Origin of the sequence: Celeribacter litoreus (assembly GCF_020165855.1) — a bacterium.
Taxonomy (GTDB): Bacteria; Pseudomonadota; Alphaproteobacteria; order Rhodobacterales; family Rhodobacteraceae; genus Celeribacter; species Celeribacter litoreus.
Map to the genome: position 1 here is coordinate 107,894 of NZ_JAIUFY010000013.1, position 17,508 is coordinate 125,401.

Sequence of the window (17,508 nt, forward strand, 5' to 3'; positions counted from 1 at the left end):
CTGTGGTCTGTCCTTTAATCCTGCGTATGAAACTTCTTTTGCGAACGACAGACCCGACCCAGATCGTCTATGCCAAAGCGCTTCTTTCCGCAGAGGATATAGACTGCTTTGAAATGGACGTCCATATGAGCGTCCTAGAGGGAAGCATCGGCATTTTGCCCCGCCGTCTGATGGTGCCGGATGACGACTTGGCACAGGCACGGCGCATCCTGTTGGATAACGAGTTCGAACTGGAGAATTTGTGACGCAAAGCGAGTTGAGCAGGGACGCCTTTCTGGGTGGCCGCGTGCATGTGTTCCAGCCGAAAAAAGGCTATCGGGCGGGTGTTGATCCTGTGCTGCTTGCGGCCTCTGTGGAGGCCCGTCCCAGGCAATCCGTTCTTGAACTCGGATGCGGGGCTGGAACGGCCTCGCTCTGTCTTAACTCGCGCGTTCCAGATCTCAAGATCACGGGCGTGGAACTCCAACCGTTCTACGCAGACCTCGCCCGCAAATCAGCGTTGGAAAATGGGGCGCCAATGGTGGTGGTTGAAGCGGACTTGCGTGCCTTGCCACCCGAGATCAAAGAAACGCACTTCGACCACGTGATCGCGAACCCGCCTTACTACGAACGCCACCGCTCTACTGCTGCGACAGATGCAGGGCGCGAGACCGCGCTCGGGGGCGACACGCCGCTGGAGACCTGGTTCGATGTTGCCGCGCGTCGGCTTCGGCCAAAGGGCTACCTGACCATGATTCAAAAGGTGGACCGCTTGCCCGAGATGCTCGCGGCCTGCGAGGGGCGTCTTGGGTCCCTCATGGTGCGCCCGATTCAGCCGCGGATTGGTCGTGATGCGGAGCTCGTGATCCTGCGCGCACGGAAGGGCGGGCGTGCCATTTTTCGTCTCTGCGCGCCCCTGATTATGCACGAAGGGGAGCGTCACGAGCGGGACGGCGAAAGCTATTGTAAAGAAGTTTCGAATATCCTGCGGAACGGCTCATCTTTGGATTGGCCGACCTGATCTTTGGCAATATTTCGCGCGCGGATCTAAGTGCGTCATTTTATTCCAAAACAAAGCCGTGACACGACTCAAATTATATGGTGCAGTTGTCACACAGCTTTTACAAAAGCTGCCACAAACGAGAGGAAATGCCATGAATTTGACGTCCCATGTCCAGGAACTGAAGAAAAAGCACGAGTCCCTCTCCGAAGCCGTCGAAAAAGCTCAGCGTTCGCCGAGTGTCGATGATCTTCGGATCGCAGATATGAAGAAGCAGAAGCTCCGTCTGAAGGAGGAGATCGCGCGTCTTACGACCACCTGACGTGGAACATTATCTGGTTTGGCGGCTCGCGACAGCGGCCAGACCAGCCCCGGCTGTAATCAATGCAGCCGCCAGAACGAGCGTTAGGCGAAGCTCTGAAATACCCGCCAAAATGAGCGCCAAAGTGGACAGAAGCGGAGCGGCATAGGACGCGGTTCCAAGAAGCTGAATATCCCCGCGTTTCACCCCGATATCCCATAGATAGAATGCGCCACCGACGGGCCCGAGTCCGAGGGCGAGCACGGAGATCCAGCCGATTGACGTAGCGGGCCATTTGGTCGCTTCAAACATGACATGCGTTACCGTCGCGAGGAGGCTCGCGAGGAGACAAAACACCGCCACGGAGGCGGTCGTAACGTGTCCGAGACGACGTGAGAGAACCGAGTAGCTCGACCATGCGAAGGCGGCACTCAGGGCGTAGGCGTAACCGACGAAGGCGGACGACGTGAAACTCGCACTGCCCGCAATAACCAGCGCGGCACCAGCGAAGCCCATGAGAGCGCCGAGGATGTGGAGTGGGCGCAGTCGCTCCCCAGGTAAAAGGCCGGAAAACAGCACGATGAGCAGGGGCCAGAGATAGTTGATCAACGAGGCTTCGGCCGCTGGAGCATGGCGCAGAGCGGAGAAAAACAAGAAGTGAAATCCGAAAATGCCAAGTGATCCGAATGCATAGACACCGGCAGAAACACTCCGCAACTCGTGCCACGCTTTCTTGCGCCAAATCCACGCGAACCCGATCACAGCCGCGATCGCGAAACAAATCGCGTTGAGCTGTAGCGGCGGCACGGGAGCGCTACCGACGGTAAAGAGCGCGAGAAGCGCCCAGCTAAGAACTGCGATAAAGCCGATTAGGGTAGCGGTCTGACGGGTCATGGCGCGATGTAGCGTTTCGAAGGCGAGCCGCGCAATGAAAAAGGGCCGCAAAAAGTGCGGCCCATGCTTTGCGAATTTGTCAGGCTTTAAACGAAGAACTGCGCACCGTTTGCAGAGATCGTTGAGCCGTTGATGAAACCAGCATCATCGGAGGCAAGGAATGCCACGCAGCGCGCGATCTCTTCCGGTTCGCCGAGACGGCCCGCAGGGATCTGACCGATGATCGATTCGCGCACTTTTTCCGGAACAGCCATCACCATTTCCGTCGCAATGTAGCCCGGGCAAATTGCGTTGGCGGTGATGCCAGCGCGCGCGCCTTCTTGAGCGAGCGATTTCACGATGCCCAGATCGCCAGCTTTGGTCGCCGCGTAGTTCACCTGAGCGAACTGACCTTTTTGACCGTTGATCGAGGAGATCACGATGATACGGCCGAACTTGCGTTCGCGCATGCCGGGCCAGATCGGGTGAACAGTGTTGAACACGCCGGTGAGGTTGGTGTCGATCACCTGATGCCATTGCTCAGGCGTCATTTTGTGGAACGGAGCGTCGCGGGTGATGCCGGCGTTGGCGACAACCACGTCGATCGGGCCGAGGTCGGCCTCAACTTGTTCGATGCCAGCTTTGGAGGCGTCGTAATCAGCGACATTCCATTTGTAGGTTTTGATGCCGGTTTCTTCGGTGAATTTCGCAGCGGCTTCGTCATTGCCCGCGTACGACGCGGCAACGGTATAGCCCTGTTCTTTCAACATCTTGGAAATTGCTGCGCCAATCCCGCGCGAACCACCGGTCACAAGTGCAACTCTGGACATGATACTCCTCCTTATCCGTTATTCCCTTGGCAATCTTGTTATCCAGTTTATTTTCATATCGCAACAATATTACTTTGCGGATGCAGAAAAACTTTCATCGAGATGCCGACCATTGGACCTACATCACAGGACGTCCCGCGCTCGCAATCAAGTGATTTTTCAATAAATTTTTATGGCGGGTGTGCCTGCACAAAAAAGGGCGCCGGAGGCGCCCTTTTCCATTCAATACCTGATTTTTGCTCAGTCGCGCTCGACACAGAGCGCAACGCCCATGCCGCCACCGATGCAGAGTGTGGCGAGGCCTTTTTTCGCATCGCGACGCTGCATTTCGAAAAGAAGGGTGTTGAGGATACGTGCGCCGGATGCACCGATCGGGTGACCGATTGCGATTGCGCCGCCGTTGACGTTCACGATGGCCGGATCCCAACCCATATCCTTGTTAACGGCGCAGGCCTGAGCCGCGAAAGCTTCGTTGGCTTCGACGAGGTCAAGGTCTGCTGCGGACCAGCCGGCTTTCTCGAGCGCTTTCTTGGATGCGTGGATCGGGCCAACACCCATGATCGCCGGGTCGAGACCAGCGGTCGCATAGGAGGCGATGCGAGCGAGCGGCTGAATGCCACGTTTCGCGGCGTTGTCAGCGGACATCAGCAGGACGCCAGCTGCGCCGTCGTTGATGCCGGATGCGTTTCCTGCGGTGACGGTGCCTTCGCGGTCAAACGCTGGGCGCAGTTTCTGCATGTTCTCAATCGTGGCGCCGTGACGGATGTATTCGTCCTGATCGACGATGATTTCGCCTTTGCGGGTTTTCACAGTGAACGGCACGATTTCGTCCGCGAACTTGCCAGCCTTCTGCGCGGCTTCAGCTTTGTTTTGGGAAGCCAGCGCAAATTCGTCCTGCATCTCGCGGGAAATCTGCCACTTCTCGGCAACGTTCTCCGCGGTGGTGCCCATGTGATAGCCGTTGAAGGCATCCCAGAGACCATCCTTGATCATCGAGTCGATGAACTTCATGTCGCCCATTTTGTGACCGGAACGCAGGTTTGCGACATGGGGGGAAAGGGACATGTTTTCCTGACCGCCAGCACACACGATGTCCGCGTCGCCGAGCATGATGTGCTGCGCTGCGAGCGCAACCGTGCGAAGGCCGGAACCACACACCTGGTTGATGCTCCAAGCTGCGGACTCTTGCGGAAGACCTGCGTTGATGTGTGCTTGACGTGCGGGGTTCTGCCCCTGACCGGCTGTCAGCACCTGGCCGAGAATGGTTTCGGACACTTCGCCCTTCTCGATCCCTGCACGTGCAACCAGAGCTTCAAGCACCGTGGCGCCGAGAGCATGTGCTGGAGTATTTGCGAAAGAACCGGAAAAGCTGCCCACTGCGGTCCGTGCGGCGGATGCGATAACAACGTTGGTCATGATGATAGTCTCTCTCCCTATGAGTTGGCGGGGAGATTGCCCAAACCATGAGGATTTTGCAACAAAGTTGCGCACCTCCCCGAGCAATTCAATATGCTGCACTCGCAGCATATGCAAGGTTTAATCCAAAAATCAAAGGGTTTGACTAATGTGAGCTCATTTTCCTTTGAAGCACTTTTTGTTGCCATGGAGGAGACACGGTGGCCGCGCCAAAATAGTGTCCCTGAAGGCAATCGACGCCAATGGAGCTCAGATATAGCGCATCCTCTTTTGTCTCGACGAATTCAGCGACGGTATACATGTCGAAATGCTTCGCGACCGAGACGAGCGCACGTGTGAGAACCTGATTGTCGGCGTTCCGTGAGATCCCGCGGGTGTAGGAGCCGTCAATTTTCATCATGTCGAAGTAGAAGTCTTTGAAGTGTCGGAAGGCGGTATATCCAGCGCCGAAGTCGTCGAGTGCGAAAGAAATCCCCAGAGACTGCAGATCCGCCATGAACACCGACACGATGTCCGGCATGATCATCGCGGAGCTTTCCGTGATCTCTAGGATGAGACGTTCAGGCACCGTTACATCAGCCGAAAGACCCTGTTCCAAGGTCTTTCTCCAGCGACGATAGCCGATTGATCGTGCGGACATATTGAGCGCGAGGCGCAAATCCTTGTGCTCAGCCAAAGCCGCCAGCCCCAACTCAAGCGCAAGGCAATCTAGTTCCCGACCAATGTCAGAAGTTTCCGCGACTTCTATGAATTCACGTGCAGGGATGATCCGGCCGGTCTTGTCCAGCACGCGAATGAGGCCCTCGTAAAAAACGGGCCGCTCCGGGCGTCGCGATTGCACGATTGGTTGATAGGCCAGCATCACCTCTTTCTTGCGGATGGCTTCCCGTACCATATCCAGTGTCTGGCTATCTCTCTCCGCCACTGCTGCAGATAGCGGGTCGCCCGCGCCGCTCAGATTTACTTCTGCTTCCATTTCTTCCACGCCTTCGCTGTGTTTTCAGGCGCACTGTCGACCAGCTAGTCATAACGGAAGGTAAAATAGAAAATTTGAAGAAATCAGAAATCGCTTTCTGGCACACTCTAACCGCGTTCACCGTTCCGGTTTCGGTTCCGGTTCCGGTTCCGGTGGCGTCAGGATTAACTCAATTGAAATAAAGCTCTGGCTTTGTGTGGTCAGCATCACCAACTGGGCTTGCACATGTCTATACATCCTCGCGGCGGGAATTTTTCGGTCAGCACGCAAGAAGTGCCGTTCGAGTTCTCGGAACTCTTTTTTTCCCGAACAGACACGCGCGGCGTGATCGCATCCGGAAATGAGGTATTTCGCCGAATATCCGGGTTTTCATGGGAAGAACTGGTTGGGGCGCCGCACAAGATCATCCGCCATCCCGACATGCCGAAAGGCGTCTTTTATATTCTCTGGGAGCGGATCAAAAAGGGTCTTCCAACCGGCGCCTATGTCAAGAATCGAGCCAAGGATGGCAAATACTATTGGGTCTACGCGGTGGTTTCGCCCATCCCCGGGGGCTTTTTGTCTGTTCGGCTCAAACCGAGCTCCGAAATGTTCGGACAGGTTCAGGCGCTCTATGCATCAATACTCGGCAGAGAGACCGAAGAAGGTTTGACGCCTGAGGAAAGTGCGTCAGCGATTCGCAAAGCGCTCCGATATCTTGGGTTCCCAAGTTACAGCGCCTTTAGTTCATTTGCTCTGAGCGAAGAGGTTGCGAGTCGTGATCGACACCTCGCGCGCTCGGAGGACAGAAGACTCAAGAGTATGAATGAGTTGCTTCCGACGCTGGGCACGCTCGAGGCAGAACAAAAAGATCTCGTGACCTCATTTGAGAAGATCCGCGGAATCCCTTCAAACATGCGGATTGTTGCGTCCCGACTAGAACCAGCTGGCGGGCCGATTTCGGCGATCTCGCAGAATTATCGGCTCATGTCTGACGAAGTTACGACACATCTTGGCGGTTTGCGCTCCAGAGACGGGTTCGAAAGCATGTCCTCGTCTGTCATGACGCGCGTTTATGACGGACTCTTCATGATGGCGGCGTCCCGTTTGCAGCGGGAAGTGAAAGAGGTTGCTCTCGCCTCACTCACAGAAGATTCGGAACGGGATGGTTTTCAAACGGAGGTTGAGGGCCTCGCGCGGCTGCTCGAAGGGTATTCGCTCGATTCCGGGCGCGTTTTAATGGGTGTTTGTAGCGATATAGAGCGGCTCGCCCGCTCCGCGAAGGACCTGCGTCAACTTGTGACCGGACTGGATTCAATCCGCGTTCTTTGCCGTGTGGAGGCAGGGCGCCTTGGGGGGAGATCGTCTGCATTGACTCCGGTGATCACACAATTGGACGCGTTTCATGTCGAGATTGATGCGAATCTGGATCGGATCATGCACCTCGCGGAGGAAATCAAGGCACTTGTAGAGAGCGCGATGCCGCGATCCTATAGCGGTGTCGCATTGGATGAGGACCTGCTCTAGCCGTCAGTCTCAGTGTAGCTACCAAGAAGCTCCTCGACGATCGCTTGCGCAGAGTCTGAGAACCACTCAGCATCTCCGACGAGGGAGGCGATTTCTTTTCCGTTGGGCGAGATTATGAACGATCCTGGGAAAGCCCGAACACCCATTTCTGCGGCGAGTTTGCCTGTTGGTTCGATCCTGATCGGCAGATGTTCAATACCTGCGTTCGCGTAGAATTTCTTGATCGCCGGAACAGGGTTGTGGCCAGACGCGATGGGGAGGACGACAAAATCCTGATCGGCATAGGCCGCAGAGAGTTGGTCGAACGCTGGCATTTCTTCGCGGCAGGGGAAACACCAGGTCGCCCAGAAGTTCAGTATGACGAGCTTGCCCTCGTAATCGGCGAGCGTTTCGACATTGCCGTCGAGATCAGCGAAGGACAGCTGGCTGACCTCCTGCGGGGTGTCGTGAAAGTTGAGCTTCCGCAGATCGCCCTCGCGCAGAGCATTGAGGGCAATCAGGTCCTGTGCCGCCGCGGGAATTGCAGTGAGGCTCAGGGCCGTATAAAGGAGGGCAGAACTCAGAATTTTCAGCATGCGGGACGTGTCCATGACCGATAAGAAATCCAACGCGATGTGGGGCGGGCGTTTCGCCGCCGGGCCTGACGCCATCATGGAAGCCATCAATGCCTCCATCGATTTCGACAAACGGCTAGCCTCCCAAGACATCGCAGGTTCGCGCGCCCACGCCGCGATGCTCGCGAAACAGGGCATCATTACCGATACCGACGCGGAAGCCATTCGTGAAGGCCTTCTCACGGTATTGTCAGAGATCGAGGGCGGCGAGTTTGCCTTTTCGACGGCGCTCGAAGACATTCACATGAACGTTGAGTCTCGCCTCAAAGAGATCATCGGTGAGGCCGCTGGTCGCCTGCATACTGCGCGTTCCCGCAATGACCAAGTCGCTACGGACTTCAAACTCTGGACCCGCGAGCAGTATGACGCCGCAATCTCCGGTCTCGACGCGCTGATCCGCGCACTGATCGCGCAAGCGGAAGAGGGTGCCGATTGGGTGATGCCCGGTTTCACCCACCTCCAAACCGCGCAGCCCGTTACGTGGGGCCACCACATGATGGCCTATGTGGAAATGTTTGGCCGTGACATGTCCCGTTTCAAAGATGCACGCGCGCGCATGAATGAAAGCCCGCTGGGATCTGCTGCTCTCGCCGGCACCGGTTTCCCGATTGATCGTCACATGACCGCTGAGGCGCTGGGCTTTGATCGTCCGACCGCGAACTCGCTCGACGCGGTTGCTGATCGTGATTTCGCTCTCGAATTCCTGTCGTGTTCCTCGATTTGTGCGATGCACCTCTCCCGCTTTGCCGAAGAGCTGGTGATCTGGTCCTCCGCGCAGTTCCGCTTTGTGACCCTGTCCGACCGCTTCTCCACCGGCTCGTCCATCATGCCGCAGAAGAAGAACCCGGACGCCGCCGAGTTGATCCGCGCGAAAGTCGGCCGGATTTTCGGCGCCAATGTCGCACTGATGATGGTGATGAAGGGGCTGCCGCTTGCCTATTCCAAAGACATGCAAGAAGACAAAGAGCAGGTCTTTGATGCTGCGGACAACCTGATGATTGCCCTCGCCGCAATGACAGGCATGGTTTCCGACATGTCCGGCAACATCGACAATCTGCGTGCGGCTGCTGCCTCGGGTTTCTCGACAGCGACCGACCTCGCCGACTGGCTCGTGCGTGAGGCCGGTCTGCCGTTCCGCGACGCGCACCATGTGACGGGTGCGCTCGTCGCGATGGCAGAGAAAAAGGGCTGTGACCTTCCGGAATTGTCGCTCGAAGACATGAAAACCGTTCACGATGCGATCACAGACGGGGTTTTCGACGTCTTGACGGTTGAAAACTCGGTGGCTTCTCGGACAAGCTATGGTGGCACGGCACCCGTTCAGGTGCGTGCCCAGATCGCTCGTTGGAAAGAGGTCCTCGGATGAAACCCGCCATCACCGCTTTGCTCGTTTCCGTGTTTCTGTCGGCCTGCGGCGCTGATGGTGAGCCAAGATCGCCAGACGTGAATGTCTCCACGACGATCGGCGTGAATTCGGCAAGCGGTGGTTACACAGACACCGATATCAGCATTCATTTCCCGCTCAACTGACGCTCTGTGTCACCCTGCGGATAGGCCCGAGAAAACATCATGGATCACTTCCTCTATCGTAACGGCGTTCTCCACGCTGAAGATGTCCCTGTGACGGAGATCGCCTCCGCTGTCGGCACACCGTTCTACGCATATTCGACCGCGACACTCACGCGTCACTTCAAACTTTTTGATGAGGCGCTCGACGGGATGGACCATCTTGTCTGTTTCGCGATGAAGTCGAACTCGAACATGGCTGTGATCAAGCTCATGGGCGAACTCGGTGCCGGTATGGATGTGGTCTCCATTGGTGAATACCTGCGCGCAAAGGCGGCGGGTGTTCCCGGTGATCGCATCGTCTTTTCCGGGGTTGGCAAAACACGCGATGAAATGCGCGTGGCGCTTGAGGGCGGCATCCGTCAGTTCAACGTGGAGAGCGAACCAGAGCTTGAAGCGCTCAACGAAGTGGCCGTGTCTCTCGGGGTCAAGGCGCCGATTGCGCTGCGCGTGAACCCGGATGTGGATGCAAAAACCCACGCAAAGATCGCGACGGGCAAGTCAGAGAACAAGTTTGGTATTCCCATCGCGACCTGCCGCGACGTTTACAAGCGCGCCGGTGAAATGGCCGGTATAGACGTGGTCGGCATCGACGTGCACATCGGATCCCAGTTGACGCAGCTGGAGCCGTTTGAACTTGCTTTCACAAAGGTTGCGGAACTGACCGAGACGCTCCGCGCCGACGGGCATAACATCCGTCGCCTCGATTTGGGTGGTGGTCTCGGCATTCCGTACGAGCGTTCGAACGAAGCGCCTCCGCTTCCTGTGGAATACGGCGAGATGGTCAAGCGCACTGTTGGCCATCTCGGATGTGAGATCGAGATCGAGCCGGGCCGCCTGATCTCTGGCAACGCGGGTATTCTCGTGTCTTCGGTGATCTATCTCAAGCACGGCGAGGGCCGTGATTTCCTGATCGTGGACGCAGCGATGAACGATCTCGTGCGCCCGTCGATGTATGACGCGCACCACGACATCATTCCGGTTGTCGAGGCCGAGGCAGGTGTCGAGCAGACCAAAATGGACATCGTCGGGCCGGTTTGTGAGACGGGTGACACCTTCGCAAAAGGGCGCGATATGCCGGAGTTGGGCGAAGGCGATCTTGTGGCATTCCGTTCTGCGGGGGCCTACGGCGCGGTGATGGCGTCGGAGTATAACTCCCGTCCGCTCATTCCCGAAGTTCTGGTGAAAGATGATCAATTCGCTGTCATCCGGGCCAGACCGTCCTTTGAAGAGATGATAAACCGCGATAGCATCCCTGAGTGGATCTGACGCGCGGCCCGCTTGCGGCCCGTGCAAACAAGCCGGGCGCGCAACATGGGTTTTGACAAAAATCTCTATGACCGACTTGATGAGAAGCTGGCCCGACGGGTCCGGCGATCTCTCGGGCTGACGTGGCTCGGGTTTGTCTTCGAGCGCGCTGCCTTTGCATTCTGGCCGCTTTTCTCACTCATATGCGTTGCAGGTGGTTTGTCGCTTTTGGGCGTTCAGGATCATCTGCCGCTCTTGGGGTTGCGCCTCGCGCTCGGTGTCTTTGCCCTTCTGTTTCTCATAGCTCTCTGGACCGGCTTCCGCCGGCTTCATTTGCCGACCCGCCCCGAGGTGACACGCCGTGTCGATGAAATTCTTCCGGGCCGACCGCTGCAGGCCTTGAGCGATCAGCCATTGGCGGGTGCCGGTGACCCGGCTTCTGAACGAATCTGGGACGCTCATCGGACGCAAATGATTGCGAGGCTTGCGGGAATTTCGTTTGTCGCCCCTTTTGCGCGGCTGTCGGACCGAGACCCCTATGCGCTGCGTTTAATTTCTCTGACGGTTCTCGGAATGGGGCTCGTATTCGGATCTCTCGACCGGACACAAAGTTTGGCGGATATCGGTGGGCGCGCCGATGAATTGGCATCAGGCCCGATTTGGGAGGGCTGGATACGCCCGCCCACCTACTCTGAAAAGCCAACACTGTATCTCGGCGATCTGGAGCGCGATTTCGACGTGCCGAAGGGGTCCGATGTCACGCTGCGTTTCTATGGCGAAGACGGCGTTCTGGAACTTAAAGAGACAGTGTCCGGCGACGATGTCGCGGCGATGGACTTTGCCGTGCAGCAGGCGGGGGAGATCGAGATTGACGGCCCAACAGGGCGGCTTTGGCAAGTCGCGCTACAGCCGGATCGGGCTCCGGTCGCGGAACTGGTCGAGGGTATGACACGTGCGCCTTCGGGAGAAGCACGGCAGTCCTTTCGCGTGACCGATGACTTCGGCGTCACACGAGCCGTACTTACAATCAAGCGTGATCCGGCGGCGATGGAGCGGCGCTACGGGTATGTCATCGATCCAGAAGATCGCCCCGCAATCGAAATTCCCGTGAGCCTGCCGCAAACTGGGGACCGGACCGAGCTTGAGGGGCGAATCGCAGAGAACTTAGCGCTGCATCCGTTTGCGGGGTTGCCCGTATCCCTATCTCTTTCCGCGTGGGACGCAGCCGGACAGGAAAGTGTCCCGTCCGTCGCGCAAGCAATTCTGCCAACGCGTCGCTTCTTCGACCCGCTGGCGGCGGCGATCGTGGATCAACGGCGCGAGCTTTTGTGGAACCGCGAAAATGCGACGCGTACTGCGCAGGTCTTGAGGGCTGTTTCGGTCGATCCCGCACAGGTTTTTGGCGATATGCAGACCTACCGTCGCCTGCGTGGTGTGATCGGAGAAATTGAGGGCCGCGAGGGAGCGCTGACGGATACGCAGGTCGAGGAAATCTCAGCGGAGCTGTGGGATATTGCGCTCGAACTGGAGGACGGTGAACTCAAAGAGGCGCTCGCACGGTTGCAACGGGCGCAGGAGCGGCTCTCCCAAGCGATGCGGGATGGCGCGACGCCCGAGGAAATTCAGGAACTTATGCAGGAACTGCGTGAGGCTACGCGCGATTATATCCAGCAGCTTGCGGAGCAAAACGGTCCTCAAGACGACGGCACCGACACGCCTGATCAGCAAAACCAAGAAATTACTGGCGATCAAATCCAACAGCTCATGGATCGGATTCAGGAGTTGATGGAAGAGGGCCGCATGGCCGAAGCACAGCAGCTTATGGATATGCTGGCCCAGTTGCTCGAGAACCTGCGCGTGACCCAGAATCCCGGACAGGGTCAGGGCGGCGAGGGAATGCAGGGTCTTCAGGATATGCTCCGAGATCAGCAGCAGCTCAACGATGACACCTTCTCTGATTTGCAGGACCAGTTTGACCAGGGGCAGGAGCAACAGGGCCAATCTGAAGGGCTGGGCGAGCAAGGCGAAGGTCAACAACAGCAGGGTCAGGGTGAAACAGGTTACGCTCAGTCCCTCTCTGAGCGTCAAGAAGCCCTTCGAAATCTACTTGGACAGCGGCGCAACGAAATTCCCGGCGGGAATGAGGATGGCGATGAAGAAGGCGTCGGCGGTGCGCTTGAACGTGCCGACCGCGCGATGGACGATGCTGCGGACGCGTTGGAAGAAGGCGATCTGTCAGGCGCGCTCGACAGTCAGGCGGAGGCCATGGAAGCCCTGAGAGAAGGCATGCGCCGTCTCGGGCAGCGCCAGCAAGCTCAGAATGAGCAGAACGGTGAACAGGATGGGACAACGGGCGGGCAGCAGTCTAGTGATGGTAATCAGCGTGATCCGCTCGGCCGCAACTCTGGCGACTCCGCGCAGTATGGCTCTGACGATCCGCTTTACGGGGGCAATGACGCCACACGTCGTGCAGAGGAATTACTCGATGAAATCGAGCGTCGTGCGGAGGACCAGACACGGGATCGCGAAGAGCGCGATTATCTCAACCGCCTGCTAGATCAGTTCTGAGTGCTACGAATTAGTCTGCGTTGAGTTCGATAAGGAACGCATTCAGACGCACACTCGCTCCCGTCAGGAGCTGATCAAGCCAAGCTCTGAATTCATTCGCGACCCCGACATAGGCCGAGAGGACCGGTGTCAGGGCAGGAACTTTATCCGCAAGCATCGGAGCAAACGCATATAGCGCGACGAGCAGGACAACGATGAGGATCACAACAGAGTAGGCTCTGCGGAAACCCGAACGGCCTTCGGCAGCGTCAGTCTCATCATCAAGCGTGACCCTTCCGTCTTCATAACGATCCGAAGACGAGCTGAGCGAAGAGTTGATTTCTTCAATATCCGGGAAAACATCACGGCTCTTGGCGCGTCGTGGCTTCACAGGTGTTGGCGCCCCAGGTTCAGGTTCGACTGGCTCAGACGGTTCGGTCGGGTCCACACCTCTCAGCCGGGCCATCCGGTCACGAAGGCTCGATTTGACAGAGCTTGTGTCTTCGTCGGATGTGGCATCAGGGAGGTCAGCGGAAGCATCTTCTTCCGTCTCCCGCAGGGATTGGTCAAACTCGACTTCAGCACGCAGAATGTCGCGCACACTATCATCAAGTTGCGGGCGCGGTGCGTTCGGCTCAAAGGTGGCTTCGTCGTCGTCGAAGTCTTCGAAGTCGTCGTCCAGCGACGTCGTGCCTTCAAAGCTATCATCGACCTCCGGCACACTTTCGAATTCTGCGGCGGGCTCCTCCGCCGGTGCGTCAAAGTAGCCCTCCGCGAAAGTTACCTCCGGCTCAGGCTCCTCGACGGGTGTTTCGTCAGGAATGTATTCGGGCGGGAGGATCGGGTCTTCTTCCGGCGCCGCTTCTGGCACGGGCTCAGGGTCGGAGATCGCAGCAACAGCTGCCTCTTCCGAATATTTCTCAGGTTCCGCGCTGCTAGCGAGAGGCTCTTTCGGCAGTTCCGCCTCGGGCGCGTTCTGAAACCATGTCTGACCACAGTTCGAACATTGAACATCGCGCCCCTTGGCTGGGATGACGCGTGCGTCTACCTCGTATTGAGCACCACAATTCGGGCAAATCAGGCGCATTCGGTCCCCCGCAAACAAATGAAGTCCATGATAATCATGGTGTTTTCCGCAATTCTTAACGGTCCTGAACAGATTGTCCATGTTTTTGCGACGATCGGATTGAAAGCTTTTGATCTCTGAGGCAAAACTGTCGCGACAAAATGGGGCTGCGCGTGATTGAATTTCATAATTCAGGCTATGGATATGGCGGACGAAAATTGTTGTCCGGCATGTCTTTGACTCTTTCTCCGGGATCGTTTCACTTTCTCACAGGCCCTTCCGGAGCTGGCAAAACAACCTTTCTGAAACTCTGCTATCGCGAGCTTCAGCCAACCGAAGGCCGCGTCTCGATTTTCGATCAGGATGCGCGCGGGATGGAGCGCGATGATGTTGCCAATCTCCGTCGCCGCATCGGTGTCGTGCATCAGGATTGTCAGTTTCTTGATCACCTGAGTGTGGCGGAAAACGTGGCCTTGCCAGTGAGCGTATCAGGGCGGCGGCAACAACCGCAGGATCTTGATGATCTTCTTCATTGGGTCGGTCTTGCCGAACGGGCGAACGCATTGCCGCCTGAACTCTCCGGGGGCGAACGTCAGCGCGCCGCGTTGGCGCGTGCGGTGATCATGTCGCCGGAGATCATTCTCGCGGATGAGCCTACCGGTAACGTGGATTGGGACATGTCTTTGCGTCTGCTCCAGCTCCTGATCGAACTGAACAAAATGGGCAAAACGGTCGTCATCGCGACACATGATCTGCATTTGATCCGACAGGCGAAATCGCAGGTGCAAGCGCGTGTTCTGCGCATCGCGAACGGAACAATTCAGCAGGCGGGGGCAGATCTATGAAGCTGCTGTCGCTCTCGTGGGCCATCATCTCCGACCGAAGATCCGATAGCGTCGTTCCGCCGTCGGGCGTCACGGCTCAACTGACTCTGATCACATCCGCCGCGATGGCATTTCTGGCAGTGTTTGCACTCGCGTTGTCGCTCGCGACGGGCCGCTTGGCCGAGCGCTGGGGGAACGAGTTGGCGCGCGGGTCGACCGTTCGTATTTCAGCGCCGCAGGGGCAGGTCGACGCGCAGGTGATTGCGGCGCTCTCCGTCCTTGAAACGACGCCCGGTGTCGCAGAGGCGCGCGTCTTAACCGTCGAAGAAGAGCGTGCGCTTCTTGAGCCTTGGTTTGGTCCGTCCCTGCCGCTCGACACTCTCCCTCTGCCGGTTCTGATCGACGTGCGCGAGACCGAAGAGGGCTACGATAGTGAGGGTCTGCGCCTCCGGCTGGCGGGGGAAGTGCCTGCGGCCGTGCTTGATGACCACACCCGCTGGCGCAGGCCTCTGCTGCGCGCAGCTGAGCGTCTCGGCGTGCTGTCTGTCATCTCGCTCATTTTGATCACAGGAGTGACGGCTGGTATGATCACACTCGCCGCAAATGCTGCGTTGGCCGCGAACGGCCGCGTCATCGCGACTTTGCGGCTCGTAGGTGCAACAGACAGTTTTGTTGCCGGTGCGTTTGTGCGTCGCTTCACGCTACGCGGCTTTTCAGGGGCTTTGATCGGAACATCCCTCGGGATGATCGCGATTGCGCTCTTGCCCGAAGTGCAGGACGAAGGAGGCTTTCTCACCGGTCTGGGGTTTGTCGGTTTCGACTGGATCTGGCCTTTGACAATCCCTGTTCTGGCCGCTCTTGTGGCCTTCATCGCGACGCGTATCGCGGCCGGTAAAACACTGCGGAGGTTGATGTGAGACCCTATCCAATTCAGTGGGCCCTCTCGCTGATTTTTGTGATCCAGATGTATCTGGCGATGATGGTGCTGGCGATTGTGTTCACGCCCTTCGTCATCATGAGCCGCAAGTATGCCTACACCGCATGTTGGACCTATTGTCAGTGGGTGCGTTTTTCCGCGAAATGGATTGCTGGGCTAAAGTCCGAAATCCGTGGTGAGGTGCCGGTCGATGAGGTTCTGATCGGGGCGAAGCATCAGAGCTTTTTCGACATTATCCTGATCGTGTCTGCGGTTCCGCGGCCGAAGTTCATCATGAAGAAGCAGCTCATCTGGGCCCCAATCGTTGGTTACTACGCGAAACGCATTGGCTGCGTGGCTGTGGATCGTGGCAAACGCGGTATGGCGATCAAGAAAATGGTCGAGGATGTTCGCTCTGGCGCCTCGTTGCCCGGCCAGTTGATCATTTTCCCGCAAGGCACGCGCGTCGCGCCGGGAGCTAGCCTTCCTTATAAGATCGGTTCCGGTGTTCTCTATGAGCAAACGGGACAGGATATTGTGCCTGCAGCGACCAATGTTGGCGTCTTTTGGCCGCGCCACGGGGTCTACCGCAAGCCGGGTTTGGCGGTCGTGGAATTCCTCCCGCGCATCAAGGCGGGCAAAGAGATCAAGCCGATGATGGCAGAGCTTGAAGAGGCCGTCGAAACTGCGTCCGATAAGCTGATGCTTGAGGCCGGGTTTGAGTTACCCGCAAAGGACTGACCTAGTTCACACCCCTAGAAATGAGAAAGGCCACGCTGATGATGCGTGGCCTTTTGCATTGAATGTGCTGCGGATAGGGATCAGGCCGCGAGACCTTTGGACCCCATGTCGAGGAACTTCTTGCGACGGTCCTGTAGAACTTGTGCCGGCTCTTGCTTGAGCAGGGGGGTGAGCATCGCCTGAATGGCTTTCCCGACAGCGGTGATCGCAGCGTCAGCATCGCGTTGGGCGCCTCCGAGCGGTTCCGGGATGATCTGATCGATCACACCGAGTTTATGCAGGTCCTGAGCAGTGAGGCGAAGCGCTTCTGCGGCTTCGCGCATTTTCTCTGCGTCTTTCCAAAGGATCGAGGCACAGCCTTCCGGCGAGATAACAGAGTAGACCGAATGTTCAAGCATCGCGATCTTATTGGCAGAGGCGAACGCGACGGCGCCGCCAGAGCCACCTTCACCAATGATGACAGAGATCATCGGAACCTTCAGGTTCAGACATTTCTCGGTGGAGCGCGCGATGGCCTCAGACTGTCCGCGTTCTTCGGCACCTTTGCCCGGATATGCGCCCGGCGTGTCGACGAGTGCGATCACTGGCAGACCGAAACGGTCCGCGATATCCATGAGACGGATGGCCTTGCGGTAGCCTTCAGGACGCGCCATGCCGAAGTTGCGTGCGATACGCGAGGTCGTGTCATGGCCTTTTTCCTGACCGATCACGACGACGGGCTGGCCATTGAAACGTGCCAGACCCCCCATCACAGCATGGTCGTCCGCAAAGTTACGGTCGCCTGCGAGCGGGGTGTATTCGGTGAACAGCGCCTCAATGTAGTCTTTGCAGTGAGGGCGCTCAGGGTGACGCGCCACCTGACATTTGCGCCACGGCGTCAGACCTTTGTAGAGGTCCTTAAGAATGTCAGCTGCTTTCTTGTCGAGGGCGGCTGCCTCTTTCTCGACATCCATTTCCTCGCTTGAGCGCGCGAGCGCCCGAAGCTCTTCGGCTTTGCCTTCGATCTCCGCGAGCGGTTTTTCGAATTCGAGATAGTGGGTCATGAATGTCTCCGGCACTGGTCTTGGACCCGTATATGGATGCATGGAACGGCAAATGCAATGCG

The 17,508-nt window shown here is 57.6% G+C and carries 18 protein-coding genes; 11 read left to right on the top strand and 7 right to left on the bottom strand.

Features of this window, described 5'->3' with window-relative positions:
• Positions 1–26 precede the first annotated feature (26 nt).
• The 3 genes from LA304_RS12575 (at position 27) to LA304_RS12585 (ending at position 1,301) form a co-directional block, all read left to right on the top strand.
• Positions 27–245, top strand: a complete 219-nt coding sequence (locus LA304_RS12575) for a putative signal transducing protein (protein WP_224503511.1) — start codon at positions 27–29, stop codon at positions 243–245.
• The gene (locus LA304_RS12580; protein WP_224503512.1) at positions 242–1,000 is read left to right on the top strand and encodes a tRNA1(Val) (adenine(37)-N6)-methyltransferase; all 759 of its coding nucleotides are present in this window, start codon (positions 242–244) and stop codon (positions 998–1,000) included. Before LA304_RS12575 ends, LA304_RS12580 begins: the two co-directional genes overlap by 4 nt.
• Before the next feature lie 133 nt (positions 1,001–1,133).
• Entirely contained in the window at positions 1,134–1,301 is a 168-nt protein-coding gene (locus LA304_RS12585) for a YdcH family protein (RefSeq protein WP_224503513.1), read from the top strand.
• A gap of 9 nt (positions 1,302–1,310) precedes the next feature.
• Here LA304_RS12585 and yddG read toward each other — a convergent pair whose 3' ends face one another.
• The 4 genes from yddG to LA304_RS12605 form a co-directional block, all read right to left on the bottom strand.
• Complete coding sequence (gene yddG, locus LA304_RS12590; RefSeq protein ID WP_224503514.1) at positions 1,311–2,174, bottom strand: aromatic amino acid exporter YddG; 864 nt, start codon at positions 2,172–2,174, stop codon at positions 1,311–1,313.
• An 86-nt stretch (positions 2,175–2,260) separates the two neighbouring features.
• Positions 2,261–2,983 carry an acetoacetyl-CoA reductase gene (gene phbB, locus LA304_RS12595; RefSeq protein WP_224503515.1) on the bottom strand — a complete coding sequence of 241 codons (723 nt, stop codon included), beginning with the start codon at positions 2,981–2,983 and terminating at the stop codon, positions 2,261–2,263.
• A 240-nt stretch (positions 2,984–3,223) separates the two neighbouring features.
• Complete coding sequence (locus LA304_RS12600; RefSeq protein WP_224503516.1) at positions 3,224–4,399, bottom strand: acetyl-CoA C-acetyltransferase; 1,176 nt, start codon at positions 4,397–4,399, stop codon at positions 3,224–3,226.
• A 145-nt stretch (positions 4,400–4,544) separates the two neighbouring features.
• Entirely contained in the window at positions 4,545–5,375 is an 831-nt protein-coding gene (locus tag LA304_RS12605; RefSeq protein ID WP_224503517.1) for an EAL domain-containing protein, read from the bottom strand.
• A 192-nt stretch (positions 5,376–5,567) separates the two neighbouring features.
• Between LA304_RS12605 and LA304_RS12610 the strand changes: the two genes are divergently transcribed.
• Positions 5,568–6,881, top strand: coding sequence for a PAS domain-containing protein (locus LA304_RS12610; RefSeq protein ID WP_224503518.1), 1,314 nt, complete (start codon positions 5,568–5,570; stop codon positions 6,879–6,881).
• On the opposite strand, the gene LA304_RS12615 is transcribed toward LA304_RS12610, so the two are convergent.
• Complete coding sequence (locus LA304_RS12615) at positions 6,878–7,456, bottom strand: TlpA disulfide reductase family protein (RefSeq protein ID WP_224503519.1); 579 nt, start codon at positions 7,454–7,456, stop codon at positions 6,878–6,880. The two genes, LA304_RS12610 and LA304_RS12615, sit on opposite strands and share 4 nt — an antisense overlap.
• 13 nt (positions 7,457–7,469) lie before the next feature.
• On the opposite strand from LA304_RS12615, the gene argH reads away from it, so the two are divergent.
• From argH to LA304_RS12635, 4 genes are read left to right on the top strand one after another with little or no spacing between them, the layout of a single operon-like run.
• Positions 7,470–8,861 carry an argininosuccinate lyase gene (argH, locus tag LA304_RS12620; protein ID WP_224503520.1) on the top strand — a complete coding sequence of 464 codons (1,392 nt, stop codon included), beginning with the start codon at positions 7,470–7,472 and terminating at the stop codon, positions 8,859–8,861.
• The gene (locus LA304_RS12625; RefSeq protein ID WP_224503521.1) at positions 8,858–9,025 is read left to right on the top strand and encodes a hypothetical protein; all 168 of its coding nucleotides are present in this window, start codon (positions 8,858–8,860) and stop codon (positions 9,023–9,025) included. Before argH ends, LA304_RS12625 begins: the two co-directional genes overlap by 4 nt.
• A gap of 39 nt (positions 9,026–9,064) precedes the next feature.
• Positions 9,065–10,330, top strand: a complete 1,266-nt coding sequence (gene lysA, locus LA304_RS12630; protein ID WP_224503522.1) for a diaminopimelate decarboxylase — start codon at positions 9,065–9,067, stop codon at positions 10,328–10,330.
• A 45-nt stretch (positions 10,331–10,375) separates the two neighbouring features.
• Positions 10,376–12,877, top strand: coding sequence for a DUF4175 domain-containing protein (locus LA304_RS12635; protein WP_224503523.1), 2,502 nt, complete (start codon positions 10,376–10,378; stop codon positions 12,875–12,877).
• 10 nt (positions 12,878–12,887) lie between these two features.
• Here LA304_RS12635 and LA304_RS12640 read toward each other — a convergent pair whose 3' ends face one another.
• A complete protein-coding gene (locus tag LA304_RS12640; RefSeq protein WP_224503524.1) occupies positions 12,888–13,943 on the bottom strand; it encodes a zinc-ribbon domain-containing protein in 1,056 nt (351 codons plus the stop codon).
• Positions 13,944–14,095: 152 nt separating this feature from the next.
• Here LA304_RS12640 and LA304_RS12645 point away from each other — a divergent pair, with 152 nt between their 5' ends.
• Genes LA304_RS12645 through LA304_RS12655 form a run of 3 tightly spaced genes read left to right on the top strand, consistent with a single transcriptional unit; the run spans position 14,096 to position 16,403 of the window.
• Complete coding sequence (locus LA304_RS12645; RefSeq protein WP_224503525.1) at positions 14,096–14,767, top strand: cell division ATP-binding protein FtsE; 672 nt, start codon at positions 14,096–14,098, stop codon at positions 14,765–14,767.
• Positions 14,764–15,663, top strand: a complete 900-nt coding sequence (locus LA304_RS12650) for a cell division protein FtsX (RefSeq protein ID WP_224503526.1) — start codon at positions 14,764–14,766, stop codon at positions 15,661–15,663. The genes LA304_RS12645 and LA304_RS12650 overlap by 4 nt, the downstream gene beginning before the upstream one ends.
• A gap of 47 nt (positions 15,664–15,710) precedes the next feature.
• Complete coding sequence (locus tag LA304_RS12655) at positions 15,711–16,403, top strand: lysophospholipid acyltransferase family protein (protein WP_224503704.1); 693 nt, start codon at positions 15,711–15,713, stop codon at positions 16,401–16,403.
• A gap of 80 nt (positions 16,404–16,483) precedes the next feature.
• Here the strand turns inward: LA304_RS12655 and LA304_RS12660 are convergent, their stop codons facing one another.
• Positions 16,484–17,446, bottom strand: a complete 963-nt coding sequence (locus LA304_RS12660; RefSeq protein ID WP_224503527.1) for an acetyl-CoA carboxylase carboxyltransferase subunit alpha — start codon at positions 17,444–17,446, stop codon at positions 16,484–16,486.
• Positions 17,447–17,508 lie beyond the last annotated feature (62 nt).